Source organism: Lacrimispora sphenoides (assembly GCF_900105215.1).
Classification (GTDB): Bacteria; Bacillota; Clostridia; order Lachnospirales; family Lachnospiraceae; genus Lacrimispora; species Lacrimispora sphenoides_A.
This window is the reverse complement of record NZ_FOIP01000002.1, coordinates 899,049-917,817: the sequence shown is the minus strand read 5'-3', so window position 1 is coordinate 917,817 and position 18,769 is coordinate 899,049. Positions and strand designations below refer to the sequence as shown.

Genomic DNA, 18,769 nt, shown 5'->3' with positions numbered 1-18,769 from the left:
TCAGTGAAACCTATATCTTTCAAACATTTTATAAAGTTCTTCTTTCAGTTTCCTGCGCCCTGGCAGCCTTAAGAGCCGTATCCAGCGCACTCATCTCTGGTATCCCGATCTCAGTGCCCGGCAGTCCTACCCGGACCTTCGCTTCCACCATACTCCGGATTATATCATTTTTAACCAGTACACTGCCCCAGAGCCAGAGGTTTAACTTGTCCTCAGGACTCTTTCCAGCCATCTTTGCTTTCGTATCCCGAATAAGCCCCCACAAGGCATCCCCGCATTCCCGGTGAATGCGAACGGCTTCATGATCACCAAGGGCTGCCGCCTGATATGCAAACAAGGATATTCTGGCGATCTCAGACTTTTCCATAAGATTGGCATTGATAAAATCATCTATTTTCTCCAGCGTATCAAGCCCTGTCTCCTTAATAATAAGTGGTGTGAGAACGGGACATTTGATTCGTCCGGACAGATCATCTCCTACTGCTTTTAAGGTTTTTAGCCCCATGTCAAACCCGCTTCCCTCGTCGCTAATGATGTGATTCCAGCCGCCGGTCCGATAGATACTTCCTTTTTTATCTCTCCCAAAGCATACCGAACCGGTCCCTGATATGACTACCAAAGCCGGATCCTCTGTCATGTGAAGAAAGACCTCGCAGTCATTTAACACCAGCAGCCTTTCATGAGGAAATCCCATCTCCTCAAAGCTGGACCTGCAATCATGCTCATCAGACGGAGAATCGATCCCGCTGGCTGCAACACAGATGCCCAGGCAGAAGCCCGGTTTCAGATGAAGTTCTTGAAGGGCCGGAAGTACCAGATCCCGGTATCGAAGCCGGCTTTTCTCCGCCCCATCCGTATTGAGACTGCAGCCCGGTGCTGTAAATTCTCCAAGTACCTCTCCATCCGAACCGCAGATTTTAAGCCTTCCATTGGTTCCGCCAATATCCAATCCTGCATAATATCCTTTCATAATGCCTCCTCCATATTGGTTTCATTTCCACGGCAGAAAGCCTGCTGTGGTAAACATCTCCTTCCCTCCAAGAAGATATTTTTTTAACGATATTTGCAGCGAGGTGCTGCATGGGTAATTCTCCAGTTTTTCCATAGAACAATCAAACCCCAAAACCCGTTCCAGAATCTGGGGCTGTACCACCTTTAAGGGCATTTTGTTAAAGCGCTTCATAAAACTTATAATCCGGCTTTTCTCCGGCAGAATAGCCTCCAGATGAGGATCCAGCAGCCAGCTGTCACAGACCAGAAGGCTTCCTGAATAATATTCTTTTGCCGTTTCCAAAGCAAAATCAATTTTATCAGGAGAAAGGTCTGCCCCTTCCGGAATGTGAACTGCTACCGCCTTTTCTCCCGGAGCCAGTTTAAGCTCCCAATCAGACAAATTAAGCGTTACCGTTTTCTCCATCTCAAGCAATCCCTGCTTAAGATCCGGCGAAAAACCAGTCACCGTTTCTTTCAGAACATTTACATATGTTTCGGACTCCCTGTTAAATTTTCTGCCATTGGTCCCCGAAAAATAACCATCCTGATCTACTTTAAGTCCAGGACATGCCAAAGCCTTATATTCGCCGGTCTGCCTGTTTTTATAAATCAGGAAAGGTAATTCATAAGTCACCTCCTCAAACTGCAGGCTGCCAAACCGACGCACCCTACCGGAAATGGACCGGAACACCCACTCAATCTGATCAAGGCCCACCTTATCCCCATGGTATCTCCGGTAAACCTTAATCCAGATTTCTATATCCTTCATGGATTCCAGAAGAACCCATTCCGGGATCCCCTGATTTTTAAATTCCTCAATAGCCTCCGGCAGCATCCAGTCTATATAAACGACCGGAAGCAAATAAGCATCCAGGTTCAGCATTTTCGCATGCCGGATCCCCAGCTCCACCGCTTCTGCGGCGTGTTCCGGGTTCTTTCTTTTCAGCAGAAGCTCCTTGCACCATATGTAATTACTCATAAAAAAAGGATAACTGCGGAAAACGGCGGATGCAGAAGCAACCGCCTTTTGAGTATCTTCACTAAATATATTGTGTCTTATCATGATTTTCCATAAACCTCACTATTAACCCGCCTGCTGCCAGTACACGGTCCTTTTCATTAAATTCCGGCCGTAAGCTTTCCGCATAAGCCGTAAACTCATCCAGGGATTTAAAATCATGGCTGCTGCCGCATACGCAAAAGTATGCCATATCATCTCCATAGGTCCTGTATTCACAATCAAAAAGCTGGTCATTAACAGATTCCATCACGCCGCTGCACCACAAAGCGGCAAATCCATTCTTCTGCCTGCCCAAAAGCCAATGATCCCGGATCACGACCTCCTGGAATTTTGGAGCCGGGAAATAGGCGTGGGTAAAATGTATTGGATGCTCCTTAGGAATGTGGTAAACCGCGCCCAGAAGATTCCCCTTTTGAGCCAGAGCCGGCATCACTCCGTTTCCATACCAGAAGCCCGGTCTCATGGAACTGGAGTCACAGGTCCCTCCCGGATGGTTGGTGAACAGATCCGTCTCTTTATCCAGGGCTGCATACCACATGTGCTGCTGGTAACCGTAAACTCCCGGTTCAAAACAGGTGGTTCCGTGGAATCTTTCATTGAGGGACTTGGTGTATTCACAGGTTGAAGGATCTGCATCCGGATCCAGAGTCAAATTCTTCCAGCGCTCAAATCCCGGATCCAGTCTTGGGGACTGAACTGAGGTCATACAGTATTCCGGAGTCTTTTTCAGGCAGATCAGGGCATTTCCCGTAGAATAGCTTTCATCTGCCGATTCTTCCATAAGCTGTATCAAATCGGCTGGCAGCCGGTATCTGCTGCTGGCATAAAAGCCCAGCCAGCCCTCTCCAAAGGAATAAGGAACTTTGGGATTGATTAAATTCATCAGCGCCTGGGCCCCCTGTTCAAAGGGATGGACCACTTCCCGGTATACACGTCCCATGGGAGCGATAATGACCCCATCGTAGGTGTGACGGCAGAGCATCTCTAAAAGACGGTCCGTAATTTTTACAGCGCGTGCAGAGATCTCTGGCTCCGAATAATCAATGACATTTAACAGGGCGGCAAAGGTGACGCACATATAAACTGTGCTTAAGAATTCTTCAAAGCCGTGTTCTTCCACATCCTCCAGCCAGCGCTCCACCTTGGCCTTTCCTGCTTTCAAAAGCTCCCTTCCGGTCATATCCGCACGGGGGAAGTAATCATCCGGATACATTTCCCCTGCATTCATGGCACAGGTATAGAACATCAGGGAATGATTCTCGCTCCAGAAACACATGGCATCGGAGCCTTTCTGGTCCATCCAGTACCTCCAGTTAAGAAGTACCTCCTTTACCCGTTTTGCCATGCTTTCATCCACCGGATAATTCTTTAAATACCGGATCAGGCCGCACACCAGGAAATCAGAGCAGTCATACCGGCTTTCGATCTGGTCAAGGGTCTCGTAAAGCAGGTCTATATCCCTTCCATCTTCCATGCTAAGGGCTTTCCTAGCAAGGATGTTTGAAATGGAAAAGCCAAACTTGTCTCCTCTGGATAAGCTTTCCGCATTCCCAATCCTGTGGAAAATGGCATCCCTGTTTTCTTCAAAGTTCTTTCCATCTGAATACACCGGCTTCTGGGCCAGAATGTTCTCCACCTTTCTGGTGAGAACGGCATGTTCCTTCCTGACGCTTACTATAATCACTCCAGGCTTTTCTTCGTCTAAGACCACTTGATTCCTGCCGCTGATCTCCTGCCACTCCTTCCGGCTCTTAACTTGAGCAAAATCAGGACTCTGGCTGTCATAAGCCAGCCAGGTGCCCTGGGGAGCATTTCCTTCATAGGTCATAACAGAATCCCGTATGCAGAGAGAACTAAGCCAGTTCTCCGTACGAACCAGTTCATCGGTTTTTTCACTATCAGGAAGAACAACGTTGATATCAGATGTATGATCCAGGATCTGGATTCCGAATAAGGTTCTGGTATCCCGGACGCCAAGAGTCTGAAGGCTGACATAGATCTGGTTGATGCCTTTCTTTAACCGAAGCTCCATGGTCTCTTTCCGGATGGGTTTGTAGACAGGCGGGTCCATATGGCACATAGATTCCCCGTTGCACCAGACATCCACTGCGGCATAAGACCATACAACGGCCTTTACCGTCAAATCCCTCTCAGCCAGGATTCCGGTAACTGCATCCAGCTCCACCTTCTGAAGGGTGGAATAAAAGGTGCTTTCATCTACAAACCAGTTTCCATAGTGGTAATAGTATCTCCATGGCATACCAAGCCGGCTGGTTTCTCCCAAAGCCACAGGCCCTTCCGGAAGGGCCATGCTTTTGTCTGCCACCAATGATCTTAAATATTTCTCATAGCGCAGCTGATTGTCATCGGTTTCTTGATTGATAAAATCCGTTTCCCTTGGGCCGGATACCAGGTAATTGGTAAGAAAGCCCGATCTGTTTAAATGTAATTTTTCCATCTTCTTATCCCTTTACCGCGCCAGCAGTCAACCCGCTCATGAAGTAGCGGCTGGTGCACATATATATGACTATGATCGGTATGATTGAAATTGTAGAGCCTGCAAACATCAGGTTCCATGCAGCCGTTCCGTCTCCGCTGTTCTTTAACATGACAACGCCCACGGTCAGAGGGCGGAGCTTGTCGTTGGACATGGTGAACACCAGCGGCATGATGTATTCATTCCAGCCGGTACGGAACGAAAGGAGTCCAATGGTCGCAATGACCGGTTTTAAAAGTGGTAATATTATTTTATAATAAATCTGGAAAAAAGTACAGCCATCTAATTTAGCCGCCTCATCAAGTTCCTTGGAAATGGTATTCATAAATCCACGTACCAGGAAAATGTAGGTTGCCTGTCCCATACCAGTGGAAATCAGGATTATGCTTAGAAGAGAGGTGTTCATTTTCACCTTCACAGCGAGTTCAAACAGTGGTCTTAAGCTTACACTTCCCACGTTGACAAACATAAAGGCCACAAAAATGCTGTACAATAACTCTTTTCCTTTGAATTTTTTTCTTGCGAACACGTATCCGGCCATGGTCGTTGTCAGGATGGACAATACCATGACACCAAGGCTTATCATAAGGCTGTTCACAGTATAGACCGCGAAATTGGCCTTTTCCCAGGCCTGCTTGTAGTTGTCAAAGATAAATGTTTTAGGCAGAATGTCAGTGCCTCCTAAAAGCAGTTCATTATTCGCCTTAAAAGATCCCAGTATAATATAGATAACCGGGTAAAGGGTGATCAGCGAAATAACCAGGAGAAGCAGGAACAGAAGGCTTCGCATTACTTTTGTCTTTTTTGAATATACGGTATGTGTCTTTTCCATATCTGCCTCCTTAAACCACATCATCCAGTTTTCTTGCAAGGTACATGTAAACGGCTGTAATCACGCCGATAATAAGAGCCGCCATAATGCTGAGTACGGTTGCATAACCGATCTGGGGCGTTGTCTGCGAACCGAATATCAGCTTATAAATATAGGTAAACATTACCTCAGATCTGCTGTTTGGTCCTCCATTTGTAAGTACAAGGATCGATTCATAATCCTTCAGTGCCGTAGTTATAGCCAGCATTAAGATAACCTTTAAGACAGGACTCAGCATGGGAAGGGTAATATAAAAGAATGACTGTACCCCATTAGCCCCGTCCATCTTGCAGCTTTCGTATATTTCTTCCGAGATGCTGGAAAGACCTGACATGAACAGTATCATATAGTTTCCGAATCCACCCCATACCGCCACGATGATAATGGAAATCATAACGATGGAGGCGCTTCCAAGCCAGTCAATAGGGGAATGAATCATTCCAAGCTTCTGCAGATAAGCATTCAATACGCCGTTGTATACGGCAAAGATAAATCCGAATATAAGGCTGTAAACGGCGGAGCTTATGACCGTAGGCATGAAAAAAACCCCACGGAAGATTCCGCTTCCCTTGATCTTCTGATTCAGCAATACAGCAAGAAGCAGGGATAAGGGTATGATGATGATTAACTTCATCACAGCATATTCAAAGGTATGAAGAACGCTGCGCCAGAAAACGGCATCCTGAAACATTCTGGTAAAGTTTTTAAATCCTATATAGTAGGCTGTAAATCCGTTATAATCATAGAAAATATATCGGAAAAGCCAGCAGAAAGGATAGATGGATATCACCACCAGCAAAAACACTGCCGGAAGCAGCATGAAAACAGAAGCAAAATCCCCCCTGCTGCCTGCCCGTTTCAATCGCTCCGCAAAGCTTAATTTTTCTTTCATGAGTCGTATCACCTTTCTTTAAAACAGGGGCTGCTTTTAGTTAGTCTAAAAACAGCCCCTCTGCTCTCTGCACTTATTTGTCTAAGTACTCAATAGTTCCTGCATTTGGATGCATCGGGTCAAAGTCCTTGATGATAAGTCTCTTAATCTTGCCCATGCTTACATCATTGTCAAGCGCCTCATTGTATCTCTTGTTTAAATCTTTGATCGCATCATCAGCACTGACATTGCCTAAGATCGCATTCCAAAGAGTTGCTATATAATCATCACCCTGGATAGCCACTGCCGGTACTGCCGGATATACGCTTTCGTAATCCTGTAATTTGAAATCTGCCAGTCTGCCGGTCTTAGAGGAATCGATCGCATCGCTCATATAGCTGGAGATCGGAAGGCAATAGCCGCCCTCTAAGTAGCCCTTTAAGAAATCTTCGCTGGAAAAGAACTTAATAACTTCCCATGCAGCGTCTTTATTCTTGGAAGAAGAAAGCATCATGTACCCCTTCTGAGGCTGAATGGTTAAAGCACCCTTTACTTCTCCGTCAAGAGTCGGAACGGTGGATACTCCCCAGTCAAATTTAGTAACCGGGAACTGGTCGGTAAACACGCCTGCTTCCTGAGATGCATTACCCCAGAGAGCAAATGCACCCTCTGCAAACTGTGCTCTCATGGCGTCAACGCCCTGGGATACGGATCCTGGAAGAACGCTGTTATCTTTAAAGAACTGGTTGCTCTTTTCGATCACCGGTTTGTAACCGTCAAAATTAAATTCGCCATTCTTATAGTCGTAACGGTAGATACCGCTTGTCTCACAGGTTCCTTCAATCCATCTGATGAAGGGAACGCTTGAAGTAAAGGCAACACCGTAGTTTTTCCCACCGCCGTTTTCCGTTACTTTCTTAGCCAGATCAATGACACCATCTAAGGTATTCGGGAATTCGGTAACACCCGCAGCTTCCACCAGAGCCTTGTTGTACTCCATTCTTACACCGCTTCTCATGCCTGTGGGAATCCAGTATACATTGCCGTTGATCATGTCGATTCCTTCATACTGAAGCTTGCTGGCCTCGGTAACCTTCTCATAATCAGCATCTGTAATTCTATCATTTAACGGCTCCAGGATTTTTGCATCTGCAAAGGTCTTTAAATCAAAGCCGCTCTGGCCTGCACTGATCCCTGCAATATCAGGTGCCGTGCCGGAGGAATATGCCATGGAAAGCATATTTGCATAATCGTCTGTTACCACAGTCATCTCTATCTTGATGCCCTTGTCATTGGTCTCATTGAATTCGCTGATCTTCTGATCCACGTACTCGGAGTCATGACGGTCATTGGTCCAGACCTTAATCACGGTTCCCCCTGCTGAAGCGGCTTTTGTGCCCTCCCCTTCTGCCTGATTCTGCGCTGCAGTTGTGCCGGCCGTACCTCCTCCGCCGGAACAGCCGGTCAGTGTTGCAGCAGCCAGGACTCCTGCCATCATAAAACTCAAAGCTCTTTTTTTCATAACTTTCTCCTTTCCAAACTTATCATAACGTATTTGCCTTGATGCTATTATTTTAACCATTTCAAGTTTATTATGACATGGCATTTTCCATGTTTAATGTAACATTTTTAAACATTGTACCGCTGCAGACAGCCAAATGAAAATAAAAGGAGGCATCCCGCAGGCCATTATCCTGCATTTGGGATACCTCTCTTACGCTTCTTATTTTCCTGGAATGCGGATCACCACACTGTTCCTGTAATATGGAATCGTCTGAAAATCCATCTCCGCTTCTCCGTAATAGATTTTCAATCTTGTATAAACATTATGAAGACCGATATGATGGCCGCCCGCCGGTTCATTCCGGTAAATGGTGTCACGGGCTTTATCTATATCAATGCCGCAGCCATTATCAGTAACTTCAATGTAAATCCAGTCTTCTTCCCGGTAAAAACGAACATCAATGGAAGGAATGCACACCGCCTCCCCCCACTTCTCATCCCGAAAGCCATGTTTGATGGAGTTTTCCACCAGGGGCTGTAATATCAATTTGAGAATCCGGTACTCATTAAGCTCCTCCTCTACATAGGACTGGAAGGAAATAGACTTATTGGTCCTGTGGTTCATGATATTGATGTAAGCTTCCACATGGGCGATTTCATTTCTGACCATGATAAGCTCATCCCCATAATTCAAACCAATCCGCATAAAGGTCCCAAGGTTATTGATCATGGATGATGCCACCAGAGTGTGGTTATTCAGCACTTCAAGGTTGATGCCTTCCAGTGTATTGTAAAGCAGATGGGGATTAATCTGTTCTGCCAGAAGCTGTATCTCCAGCTGGTATTTTTCATGCTCATCTTCCTTGATCTGGCTGATTTGGGACTGAATGGTACTGTGCATGGAATTGACCGCTGCATTCAGTTGTCCGATCTCATCATCGTATTTTGTTTCATATGGCTCTTCATATTGATTCTCCTTGATCTGCCGGATGCTCTCCATAAGCCGTTCCAGAGGCGAGGTGATAAACTTAGATAAAAGAGCGGAAAATATCACAGAAAATATCAGACCGGCGCCGCCCATTAAGATGATGAATTGATTCATGGCTGCGATTTTCCTGTTTAAAGATTCTTTGGAAAGAACGCTGATCAGCTGAAGGTCCGAAAAGGGAAGCATCTGGGAATAAACCACATTGTCCGTCAAATCCGCAATCTGGCGGATCTGGGTATCCTTATTATTTCCCTTTACTCCCCGGATAAAATCCTGGCTTTCTAACACCATTCTCATGGACTGGGGATTTTTAATGCTGATGTTATTCCCCCTGGAATCCACCACAAAATAAGAGCGTTCAAAATAATTGGCATTGGATAAGGACAGCCTGCTCTGAAATTTCTGCAGATTTAACAGGACCACCAGTCTGGTGGAAACTTCTTCTCCCTTTGTGGTGATCACCACATTATCACCGGGAATCAGCGTTGATAGGGGAATCACAATGGGAATCACGTCCTGCTGCTGCAAAAAAGGGCTCAGACAGTTAGGAAGCCAGGTAATCTCATCAATGGTTCCATAATCAGCAAGGAAATCGGATAAGTTTTTCTCCGGTCTCACTCCATATGCATAAACCGTATTGCAGGTTCCATCCTTATTGACCATAAACACCGACTCAATCATGCTGTTGCTGCTTATAAGATTGATGAGCTGGACCTGAACCCCTTCCTGGTTTAAATAGTTGTTCTGATCCCGGCCGCTTACTACCACCCTTTGTATGGCAGGGGTGGAAGCAAAGCTGATTACATTGGTAAGCAAGGTATCATACATGTTATTTAAGGATTCCGAAATTACATTCATGGTATCCTGCATCTGCATTTCCACTTCTTCATAATAGAGTTTGTTAAAATAACCCCTTGCAAAAATGCAAATAAAAATTGTCAGCATGATGTCGATGCTGAACATGCAAATCCGGATTTTGGAAGCGATCTTCCTGTCTCCAATAAATTTAAAAACTGTTTCTTTTAACCGTTTTATCATATCTGCCTTTCCAAATTACGGTGTTTTTCCGCTGTTTCTGTTGTAATCCGAAGGAGAGACACCCGTGTTCTGTTTGAATACCCGGTAGAAGGAACGGTAATCGTCGTAGCCGGTTGCAGCGGCCACTTCCGCCACCGGCATATCCGGCATCCGCTCCATAAGTCCCTTGGCATGATCCATTTTGATCCGGATCACATAATCCCTGAAATTAATTCCCGTCTTTAATTTAAAATAGCTGGTAAAATAAACATCACTGAGATTTACGTGCCTTGCCACGTCCTTAGCCAGAATCTTTTCTCCCATATGGGATTTGATATAATACTCCGCCGCCTGAATGATCTGGTTCTTCGGCCCGTTCTCTCCGGATCCCTGCTTTCCCGCACACGCTTCCAGAAAATCCTCCATATAAGCCTTCAGCTCTTCAAAGGTACGTATGGTATTAATGGGGAGGATGACTTCCGCCTGGGAAAATTCTTTGCCGCTACCCAGTTCCTTCTGAATGTCCGTAATCAGATAAATACACATCCCACGGATATAATTGGGCGGAGGCATCGGCACATAAAGAAGCTGGGAAAAATATTCCCGGCAGAATTCCCGTATTTGCTCCGTCCGGTTCATAGCAATCGAATACATCAGATTGTTATAATCCATCTGGTTTGCTGCTGCAGGCGGCGGCGCAGTGCACAAGATGCTCTCATCAAAGATCCTATGATCTGTCTCATAAAAGCTGTAGGACAGGCACATAAGGGCTGTTTTATAGGAATTGGAGCAGTCCGTAAGCGAGGCTCCTTCCTTACCGATTCCGATCGTTAAGTCCATAGTCGAATCCCGGTTCACCCGTTTTAAGCACCGGACCGCAAGGAAACGGTAATTCACAGGCAGATCTCCCGGCTGCATGGTATGGATGATCGTTAAAAGCTCGCTGGAGCTTGAGATAAGAAATTCATATCTGGTTTCCTGAAGTTCTTCGCTCACAATATCCATCAGATAATTGATCTGCTGAAACTCATCCTCTTGTTCCCCGTCTTCTTTCCCCTGAATGGAAAAAACCATGACCCGAAAAGGACTGTCATTTAACTTAAGTTCCAGCCGTCTGATTTCATCCTTAATCTCATCATAGGAATAAAATTCGTTCTTTAACAGTCTCTTTAAGAATTTTTCTTTTGGCTCAGACTTGACATTTAAATAGGCAGAATAAGAATGGATATGGTTGGACTGGAGGATCTCCTCTTTCTGCTGCCTGATCTCCGTCACTAGTTCATCGATCTTAATGGGCTTTAGAAAATAATTCTTAGCCCCCAGCTGAATTGCCTTCTGCGCATATTTAAAATCTCCATATCCGCTTAAAATAATAAAATTGGTATGCAGCTTTTCGTTTTTTACCCGTTCCATCAGCTGCAGCCCATCCATGCCCGGCATGCGGATATCGGTAATGACAATGTCCGGATTGCAGGACTTAATAATCTCATAAGCCTCCCTGCCATCCTCTGCAGTGCCCACGATGGTAATGCCAAACTGCTCCCAGGGAACAACCGTAGACAGCCCATTGCGGATCGTCGCTTCATCGTCCGCAATCAATAGGGTTATATTTTTATTTGCATCCATTATTCTGATTTCCTCCCAAGTACAGCCAAAAGCTTTTGCTCCGCCTCCTGAAACCACTGATCTTCAGGATTCACTAAAAGAATATACTGTATTCTTCCCAAAAGAGAAATAAGATACTGATTCTCCGGAATTCCCGCAGTACTTTTGTTCCTCTCCATATGGGACTTTGCCCCGTATTTCTGGCAGTAAAAAATCTCCTGCCTCAGTTTCCTTCTGTAATCCCGGGAAACCTGCAGTTTCTCATTGACCACGATTCCCGTGACCGCCTGCCTCCCGTTGCGGTATAAGATCCTGGTCTTAGTTTCATTCAGTTCAAACCCCATGGAATTTAAAAAGCCGGATACCTTCCGGATAACCAGGTCCGGATTAAAATCACCGGAAAACGTCATATCATCACAGTACCTGGTATAGGAAATTCCTTTATTTTCGCACCATTTATTTACGGATTCATCAAAATGCTTCATAACCAGGTTGGAAACTGCAGGCGAAGTGGGAGCCCCCTGAGGCAGAAAATCGTTGCAGCAGCATAAGGCAGTCAGCATGGTTCCTACAGCAGGAGGAAAATACCGGACGGGAAAAACGCTATTTAAAATCATTGGAAATGAAATACTGCCGAAAAAGTCTTTGATATCCAGCTTCACCACCACATGTTTTCCTGTATGGACCCTGGCATTGGACACCACTCCTGCACCTTTGTGGTAGGCGGTGGCACAGCTGGGGACCTCATATCCATCCAGGATATGATGCAGGATATTCCTCTGTATTCTCATCAGCATATAATCCGGTACCATGAGACTCCGCTGCTTCCCGTCTCTCTTTGGAATACGGACGGTGCGGTAATGGCGTTCTGTATGGTTGCTGAACGCATAAAGACATGCCATTACCTTCTGGTCCGGCCAGCTGGTATTCCCCAGAAGCCGGAAAGATAATAGCATGTCCCTGCAATACTCCTTTGTGCAGTATTTCCATAAATCTGTCTGATACATCGGCTCCTCCATCGTAGTTATATTCTGAAATTCTTTCTTATTCTTCAAAAAACAACAGAAGCAATACAAACATGATGCCGTAAGATGCGAAGATGTACAAGCCGCAGGCGCAGGCACATGCAATGTGCGGTAGTACTTCGCAGCAGATTATGGCCTTTTCCTATCCCATGAAAATCCCGGCAGCGACTCGCTGCCCGGCCGCAGGCTCATTACTCGCGGAAAAACTATTGCTTCTGCTGTTATGATATTTATTCTAACACAACTCCTCAATATTTACGAGATATGTTTTTTACGATTTCACGGACTATTAAGCCTGGTACAACAAGCGACGCGCACCCGCATAGCGGGTAGTTTATATTTCGCACGCTATGCGGGCCCAACAGAGTCACGACCCATAAAAAATGCGCGGATCAGGACTTTCATACGTCCTGATCCGCGCATTCGATTATGGAATATTACGCCCGTCAGCGGTACGGGAGATTATGATTACCTTAGGCTTCACGATCCCCCTTCTCTCGCCTCATTTATAAAAATCCTGGCCCGTTCCGGATCAATAGGATTTTTCATATCCCCGTTCTTAATCCAGGTGGCAACGGAGACACCGTCAAAATATTTCATCAGTTCACGGATATTTTCTCCGGTGGCTCCCCCTCCGAGAAAAATCGGTGTGTCTTTCACGCGGGGTCTTGCTTCTTTTATCATCTCGATGCTCTCCGCGGCATCCTTTCCGGCCATGAACAGGCCGTCCGCAAATGCCTCATTCACACACTCCCAGGCAGCGTCCCCAATGGGTTTCCTGCCAAGAGGTATTCCGTGCACCTCGTAGACATCCGCATACACCGGCACCGTAGATCCGGTGCGTTTTCTCAGCGCGGCAATATCCACACATTGAGCCTTAAGAATTCCTGCGCTGGTTATGCTTGCTCCTGTATACAAATGCTCCACCCGCACAAAGTCAGCTCCCACTGCATCGGCCACCGAAAGCCCTGCTACCCCATCCCAGTTCATCAAAATTCCCATGATCAGCTCCGGAAAGCGCTTCCGGATTTCATATGAGATTCTTGTCATATACGCAATTGCCTCAGGATTTGATTCCTGTCTGACAGGCATATCATTCATATTCTGCACGATAATACCGTCAAAATGATTCCTGGCAACCATCTCCGTTTCTCTGAGAGCCCTGTCCACAATCTCCCCAATTGCCATATCCCTGTGGCGGTAACTGCCCGGAAGCGGCTCCGGCTGTATCATGGACAATATGATCTTCTCCGTACGGCCAAAACAATTCATCTGATCCTCATCCCTTCTTGACTTATTATAGTTCTCCCCTTAAATTTTTGCTGTATTCCATGCTGATCCCATACATTTGCCCCGAGGGAATAACACCTATCTCCGTAATAAACGCGCGAATCGCCCCGGGTTCCACACCTACTAGCTCCGGTGTCACAAAATCAATGCCTTTCTTATCGATATCATCGTCCCATCCAGCCGTGAGCTTATCTTTTAAGTCATTGTATACCAGGTACTTTCTCCTGCCGGTCACAGGTCTGATATCGAGCTTGATAAAAGGTGTCAGAAAATAGAGAGGAATCTTATAATAGCCGCATATAAGTCCCACAATATCGGAGCCGGTAGTATTAAATCCTGTCCCATCAGGATAAAATGTCTCCGCCCCCATGAATACACCGTCACAATCCCTCAGATAATACATCATAGCGGCTTCCGGTATGAATTTAATCTTATGCCCCGCTTCCTGGCAAGCTCTTACAAAGGGCCTTCCGCCGTCGATCACCCTGCTCTCCGCTATATAGATTTCGTACTGTTTTCCATTTTCCTTCAAGCCGCGAAGGAATTTCTCAACCGTGCTGGAATAATCATAGACAAATATTTTCTGCATCGGCTCCGCCAGTTTGACACCATAGGAGACACACTGCCTGACCGCATCGGCCGCTGTGGCCGCATAACTGTTCTTATCCTCAATCATGCGTTCAGCGGCCGATTCCATATCCATACCTGCATATTCTCGCACATTGTGTATCATCAAAAGGATGGCATTGCTCACAGCCTGACTGGCCTCTCCTCTCGTGGCGATGAAGAATTCCGCCACCGTCAATATCTCATGGATCACCTGGCTTACAGGCCGTTTCTCTTCCTTTCCCCGCAACGCTATGGCCTCTATCATATCGCCAACCATCGCGATGTGATTGCTGGCCCCGAGAACCTTCTGCTCCACAATCGAATCAAACGCTTCTCTCATATTATGAGGGAGTATCTCCCTAACTTCATTCGTCATCAAATTCATTCGATAGATCTCCCCTCTTCCCATCTTGAATTTTTCCGGACACACATCCTGGTGAAACCGCTTTTAGACATAGCCCAGCAGTCCGGCCGCATTCTCGCCAAACAGAAGCCTCCTGTACTCGTCATCCAGATGGAACATATCGAATACATCCAGGGAGCACCTGGTCAGGCGTTCCGGATAGGAGGAGCCGAATACCAGCTTTTTTGCTGGCAGTGATCCGATGGCCTTTTTTAAAATCTGAACCTCATACTGATTGGAGGTTTCCAGTAAAATATTGGAATAATGCGCCGCCAGATCCACGCAGCCGTAGCCGTAGTCAAAGCAGCCCATATGGAGGAAAATAAAGGTAATATCCGGATGTCTCTTTACGTGCCCCAGCCATTGCTGAGGCATGGATCGGGCGCCAATACCTGTAAACACCTTCACCGGGACCCCTTTTTTCTCCGCAACCTGAAGCACCCTGTCTATACCATCACACGTATCAGGATAGTAGCCGTGCTCCACCGACTGAAATTCCAGCATCGCCATCCCCGGAAGCGTCAGAACTTCTGCCGCTTTTTTATCACAGTCCTCCTCCTTGGGATTGATCACCGCACACCCAACCAGACGTCCGGGATGGGCGGATACAAAGCCGGAAATATATCTGCTGCCCTCCTCCACAGTCCAGCCGTCCATCGCCGATACTACCCGGACGTCCACCTTGTTTTTTTCCATATCAAGGAGAAGTTTTTTTTCCTCTTCCTCCTGACAGGACAGATTCCGTTTTATATGAGAATGGATATCCACTATCATGAAAAGACACCTCCTGTTTATCGTTATCCCAGAATTCCGCAGTAAGCACCGACGATTCCCACTATCATCGTGATGAGAATCAGTCTGATCGCAGATATTTTCTTCTTTGATATCAGAAAATACATCAGTCCGGTATAAAGCATCCCCAGAATGCCCGGCATCAGCCCGTCCAGGGTTTCCTGAATGCTCAAAACAGTATCTCCACTCTGATATACAATGGGAATCGAAATGACTACCAGGGCCGGTATAAAGCCCCCGACAATCACATAGGCCGCAATCGCCGCCAGCTCGGAGATCCTGCTGATAAGCCCGCTGGACTGAATCTTCTCCACGAATTTTACACCCTGCTTATAGCCCTGGAATACCCCCAGATAACGCACACCCAGCGAGACAATGGACATGCCGATAATAAAGAATATAGGACCCGCCCATCCAAGGCCCGCTGTGATCAGGGATATGGCGATACCGGCAAGTATAGGTCTGGCAGTACCATTTAACAGAGAATCGCCCAATCCCGCCAGGGGTCCCATCAGCGCCGTCTTCACAGCATTGATGGAATCGGCATCAATGTCCCCCTCCGTTGCGTACCGTTCCTCCATCGCGGCGGCAACACCCACGGGTATTGCCGATGTAATATCGTTGGTTAGAAAGTATTCCATATGCCGCGCATATGCCTCTTTCTTCTCATCGGGATCATCATGGTACTTTTCAATCACAGGCATCATGGCTTCTGTAAAGCCTGCGTTCTGCTGACGTTCATAGTTGTTGGCTCCTCTAATAGTAAGCTGATGTAAAAATACCTTCCATAAATCACGGTTTGTCAGCTTTGCATTATTGTGCTCTGCATTCATATCATTTTCCTCCCTGTCATGCTTTTTCATCTGCAATCTTAAAATAATAGTACATCGCCACACAGATTACGGCCAGCAGCGCCACCCCGATCATATTGATACCCAGATAGGAGGCCACAAAAAATCCCAGAAGAAAGAATGGCCATAATTTCTTCACCTTGATGGAATTGAGCAGCAGCGCAAATCCAACCGCTCCGATCATGCTCCCTCCCACGGAGAGTCCCGTGATCACCTTCTCAGGTATCGCATTGATAATTCCCTGCACATAGGCAGCTCCAAAGTAGATGGCCAGAAATGTGGGGACTCCGTAGAGAATCGCGTTAACCGCCATGGGAAAGACCAGATTATTCGCGACAATCCCTCTTGGATCCAGCCTCTCTGCGGCTTTCTCAACCCGGTGCATAAAGAAAACGTTGATCACTGAATTCTGAAAGGTCTCCGCCATCTGTCCGATAAAGGAAACAGGAAGAGCGGTAGCCACAGCCAGATCGGTTCCGCCGCCGCCCAGGATTGCAATTCCGGTGGCAATAGCTGTACTGATGGTTGGGTTGGGGGGTACCGCAGTTCCCACAAAGATAACCGCCAGGAACATCAGCTCCACCGTAACCCCCACATCAAATCCTGTCTTTACATCCCCCATGATAAGTCCAACCACTGGGCCGACTACTATCGGACGAAAAATATGTGTCTGCGTTGTATGGGAATCAATAAATGCAATCGTCACAAATAATGCCACTAAAAATGCCTGCGTAATTAAGCTCATGTTTTTCTCCCCCTTATTAAGCCAGTTTGTTTTTCTTCAAAAGCTCCAAGACATCCTGGCCGCGGTCACTGGGAATCGCACGCACTTCCAGGGTCACTTTGTTGTCATAGATCTTCTTAATCATCTCCACATCCTCCGGGAACACCCAAAGGTTACCCAGCACCTTTGTCTTGCCCTTCTTCATATTCAGATTACCTACATTAATACTCTCTTTCACAACTCCCGACTCAACCAGTTTAAGAGCCTGCTCCGGTCCTCGCACTAGCAGCAGAACCTTTCCCTTGTCCTCTCCGGACCGAAGATATTCAGCTGCATCATCAAGGCTCAATATCTTCAGGGTGACGGAATCAGGCGTCGCCATCTTAAGCAGGCTCTGCTGAAACTCATCCTTCGCTGCCTTGTCATCTGCCACAACAATCGTCTTTGCATCAGAGTAAGCAATCCACGCCGTGATAATCTGCCCATGAATCAATCTGTCGTCAATACGAAATACACTTACGTCCATTTCTCTTCCTCCTACTATAATCTACTCAAACCGATAGTCGAACCACTCTGCTGCTCAAGATAGGATGTCAACTCCTGCAAACTTACCTCACTACTCTGACTCCTAACAATCGCCTCAACCAATATCGGAAGATTCATTCCATATATTACAGCTACATTGTCATTCTTAAATGAATATCTGGAAACCACATTGAAGGGTGTTCCGCCTTTGATATCGCACAGAATCAGGTACTGGTTGTCCAGCGAAGTATCAGTAATCTTTTCCCCAATCAGCTCGTCCAGCTCATCTGCCCCCATCTCCTCGCCAAAGGTGACAAAGTCCAGGTTATCCTGTTCTCCCATCAGCATCTTTACCGACTGCATCATTCCCTGGGCCATGCCTCCGTGTGAGGTCATCACAATTTTTATCATGCTCTCGTCTCCAATCTCCACAAATATTCTGCGTTCTTCTGGAAGATGTATTCCAGCTTTTCCTCAGAAATATTTAACTCATAGAACTTCTCCACCTCAATATTCACCGGTTTGTAGGGCCAGTCTGTTCCGAAACACACTCTCTGCGGACCCAGCACTTCAATTGACCGAAGCAGAACCTCCACATCCATCTGCCCGGAAGTCTCCACCCACACATTCTTCAAATCCTTGACGGCCTCTATGGTAGAAAGACCGAATTCATAATATCCGATATGGGTGAACAAAAAATCGATCCCCGGAAACCTTCTGGCATATTCAGCCCATGTATATGGGGTGGAAAATGGCGCCGTACCCACATGTGTCTGAACGTGGACACCGTATTTCTCAACCTCAGCCAGAATGTCATTTAAAGCCGGCGTATTATCCGGATAGTATCCGTGTTTCCATGAATGGAACTTAATCCCGTCCATCTTATAATCTCCCAGGCAGCGGTTAACCTCGTCAATGGCATCCGGCGCCTTGGGATTGATAAAGGCATAGCCCTTAATAATATCCGGAAATGCTTTCATAGCTCTGTAAACCAGATCATTCTGCTCCCTCGTGGAAATACCCGATAAGCTGCTGATCCCCACTTTCTCAATACCGTAAGCCTTCAGATCATTCACCAGTTCTTCCGGAGAGTTTTCATCCCCTGAGCTCGTCTTGCCCAGATGAGAATGAATATCATAGATAAGCATGCGACCATCCTCCTGACTCTCTTTAACATATTAAGA

The 18,769-nt window shown here is 46.4% G+C and carries 17 protein-coding genes; all 17 read right to left on the bottom strand.

Going from position 1 to position 18,769, the window contains the following annotated elements; translation table 11 throughout:
• Positions 1-28: 28 nt before the first annotated feature.
• The 17 genes from BMW45_RS21065 to BMW45_RS20985 all read right to left on the bottom strand — a co-directional run bounded on the left by BMW45_RS21065 (position 29) and on the right by BMW45_RS20985 (position 18,733).
• Positions 29-970, bottom strand: coding sequence for a BadF/BadG/BcrA/BcrD ATPase family protein (locus BMW45_RS21065; RefSeq protein WP_092248593.1), 942 nt, complete (start codon positions 968-970; stop codon positions 29-31).
• 21 nt (positions 971-991) lie between these two features.
• Positions 992-2,056 (bottom strand): acyltransferase domain-containing protein, encoded by a 1,065-nt coding sequence (locus BMW45_RS21060; protein WP_092248590.1) that lies wholly within the window; start codon positions 2,054-2,056, stop codon positions 992-994.
• Positions 2,034-4,472 (bottom strand): hypothetical protein, encoded by a 2,439-nt coding sequence (locus BMW45_RS21055; protein ID WP_092248587.1) that lies wholly within the window; start codon positions 4,470-4,472, stop codon positions 2,034-2,036. The genes BMW45_RS21060 and BMW45_RS21055 overlap by 23 nt, the downstream gene beginning before the upstream one ends.
• Before the next feature lie 4 nt (positions 4,473-4,476).
• Complete coding sequence (locus tag BMW45_RS21050) at positions 4,477-5,343, bottom strand: carbohydrate ABC transporter permease (RefSeq protein ID WP_025232623.1); 867 nt, start codon at positions 5,341-5,343, stop codon at positions 4,477-4,479.
• Between the two features lie 10 nt (positions 5,344-5,353).
• Positions 5,354-6,274: a carbohydrate ABC transporter permease gene (locus BMW45_RS21045; RefSeq protein ID WP_092248584.1), complete on the bottom strand. Its 921-nt coding sequence runs from the start codon at positions 6,272-6,274 to the stop codon at positions 5,354-5,356.
• Positions 6,275-6,347: 73 nt separating this feature from the next.
• A complete protein-coding gene (locus BMW45_RS21040) occupies positions 6,348-7,775 on the bottom strand; it encodes an ABC transporter substrate-binding protein (RefSeq protein ID WP_092248581.1) in 1,428 nt (475 codons plus the stop codon).
• Positions 7,776-7,976: 201 nt separating this feature from the next.
• Entirely contained in the window at positions 7,977-9,782 is a 1,806-nt protein-coding gene (locus tag BMW45_RS21035; protein WP_092248578.1) for a sensor histidine kinase, read from the bottom strand.
• Positions 9,783-9,797: 15 nt separating this feature from the next.
• Complete coding sequence (locus BMW45_RS21030) at positions 9,798-11,387, bottom strand: response regulator (protein WP_092248575.1); 1,590 nt, start codon at positions 11,385-11,387, stop codon at positions 9,798-9,800.
• Positions 11,387-12,373: a reverse transcriptase family protein gene (locus BMW45_RS21025; protein ID WP_092248572.1), complete on the bottom strand. Its 987-nt coding sequence runs from the start codon at positions 12,371-12,373 to the stop codon at positions 11,387-11,389. Before BMW45_RS21025 ends, BMW45_RS21030 begins: the two co-directional genes overlap by 1 nt.
• Before the next feature lie 498 nt (positions 12,374-12,871).
• Positions 12,872-13,663 carry a BtpA/SgcQ family protein gene (locus BMW45_RS21020; RefSeq protein ID WP_092248569.1) on the bottom strand — a complete coding sequence of 264 codons (792 nt, stop codon included), beginning with the start codon at positions 13,661-13,663 and terminating at the stop codon, positions 12,872-12,874.
• A gap of 25 nt (positions 13,664-13,688) precedes the next feature.
• Positions 13,689-14,675: a translation initiation factor eIF-2B gene (locus tag BMW45_RS21015; protein WP_242883187.1), complete on the bottom strand. Its 987-nt coding sequence runs from the start codon at positions 14,673-14,675 to the stop codon at positions 13,689-13,691.
• A gap of 63 nt (positions 14,676-14,738) precedes the next feature.
• Complete coding sequence (locus BMW45_RS21010; protein ID WP_092248566.1) at positions 14,739-15,467, bottom strand: amidohydrolase family protein; 729 nt, start codon at positions 15,465-15,467, stop codon at positions 14,739-14,741.
• Positions 15,468-15,490: 23 nt separating this feature from the next.
• Positions 15,491-16,318, bottom strand: coding sequence for a PTS system mannose/fructose/sorbose family transporter subunit IID (locus BMW45_RS21005; RefSeq protein WP_092248563.1), 828 nt, complete (start codon positions 16,316-16,318; stop codon positions 15,491-15,493).
• 16 nt (positions 16,319-16,334) lie between these two features.
• A complete protein-coding gene (locus tag BMW45_RS21000; protein ID WP_092248560.1) occupies positions 16,335-17,081 on the bottom strand; it encodes a PTS mannose/fructose/sorbose/N-acetylgalactosamine transporter subunit IIC in 747 nt (248 codons plus the stop codon).
• 16 nt (positions 17,082-17,097) lie between these two features.
• On the bottom strand, positions 17,098-17,586 hold the full coding sequence (locus tag BMW45_RS20995) for a PTS sugar transporter subunit IIB (protein ID WP_092248557.1): 489 nt from the start codon (positions 17,584-17,586) through the stop codon (positions 17,098-17,100).
• Between the two features lie 14 nt (positions 17,587-17,600).
• Positions 17,601-17,996 carry a PTS sugar transporter subunit IIA gene (locus BMW45_RS20990; protein ID WP_092248554.1) on the bottom strand — a complete coding sequence of 132 codons (396 nt, stop codon included), beginning with the start codon at positions 17,994-17,996 and terminating at the stop codon, positions 17,601-17,603.
• A complete protein-coding gene (locus BMW45_RS20985) occupies positions 17,993-18,733 on the bottom strand; it encodes an amidohydrolase family protein (RefSeq protein ID WP_092248551.1) in 741 nt (246 codons plus the stop codon). The genes BMW45_RS20990 and BMW45_RS20985 overlap by 4 nt, the downstream gene beginning before the upstream one ends.
• Positions 18,734-18,769: the final 36 nt, after the last annotated feature.

Bases quoted from the DNA above. Each gene is read 5' to 3' on its own strand.
- BMW45_RS21005 (WP_092248563.1), bottom strand. From the start codon at position 16,318: ATGAATGCAGAGCACAATAATGCAAAGCTGACAAACCGTGATTTATGG.
- BMW45_RS21065 (WP_092248593.1), bottom strand. From the start codon at position 970: ATGAAAGGATATTATGCAGGATTGGATATTGGCGGAACCAATGGAAGG.
- BMW45_RS21015 (WP_242883187.1), bottom strand. From the start codon at position 14,675: ATGAATTTGATGACGAATGAAGTTAGGGAGATACTCCCTCATAATATG.
- BMW45_RS21000 (WP_092248560.1), bottom strand. From the start codon at position 17,081: ATGAGCTTAATTACGCAGGCATTTTTAGTGGCATTATTTGTGACGATT.
- BMW45_RS21060 (WP_092248590.1), bottom strand. From the start codon at position 2,056: ATGATAAGACACAATATATTTAGTGAAGATACTCAAAAGGCGGTTGCT.
- BMW45_RS21045 (WP_092248584.1), bottom strand. From the start codon at position 6,274: ATGAAAGAAAAATTAAGCTTTGCGGAGCGATTGAAACGGGCAGGCAGC.
- BMW45_RS21040 (WP_092248581.1), bottom strand. From the start codon at position 7,775: ATGAAAAAAAGAGCTTTGAGTTTTATGATGGCAGGAGTCCTGGCTGCT.
- BMW45_RS21020 (WP_092248569.1), bottom strand. From the start codon at position 13,663: ATGAATTGTTTTGGCCGTACGGAGAAGATCATATTGTCCATGATACAG.
- BMW45_RS20990 (WP_092248554.1), bottom strand. From the start codon at position 17,996: ATGATAAAAATTGTGATGACCTCACACGGAGGCATGGCCCAGGGAATG.
- BMW45_RS21055 (WP_092248587.1), bottom strand. From the start codon at position 4,472: ATGGAAAAATTACATTTAAACAGATCGGGCTTTCTTACCAATTACCTG.
- BMW45_RS21035 (WP_092248578.1), bottom strand. From the start codon at position 9,782: ATGATAAAACGGTTAAAAGAAACAGTTTTTAAATTTATTGGAGACAGG.
- BMW45_RS20995 (WP_092248557.1), bottom strand. From the start codon at position 17,586: ATGGACGTAAGTGTATTTCGTATTGACGACAGATTGATTCATGGGCAG.
- BMW45_RS21050 (WP_025232623.1), bottom strand. From the start codon at position 5,343: ATGGAAAAGACACATACCGTATATTCAAAAAAGACAAAAGTAATGCGA.
- BMW45_RS21010 (WP_092248566.1), bottom strand. From the start codon at position 15,467: ATGATAGTGGATATCCATTCTCATATAAAACGGAATCTGTCCTGTCAG.
- BMW45_RS21025 (WP_092248572.1), bottom strand. From the start codon at position 12,373: ATGTATCAGACAGATTTATGGAAATACTGCACAAAGGAGTATTGCAGG.
- BMW45_RS21030 (WP_092248575.1), bottom strand. From the start codon at position 11,387: ATGGATGCAAATAAAAATATAACCCTATTGATTGCGGACGATGAAGCG.
- BMW45_RS20985 (WP_092248551.1), bottom strand. From the start codon at position 18,733: ATGCTTATCTATGATATTCATTCTCATCTGGGCAAGACGAGCTCAGGG.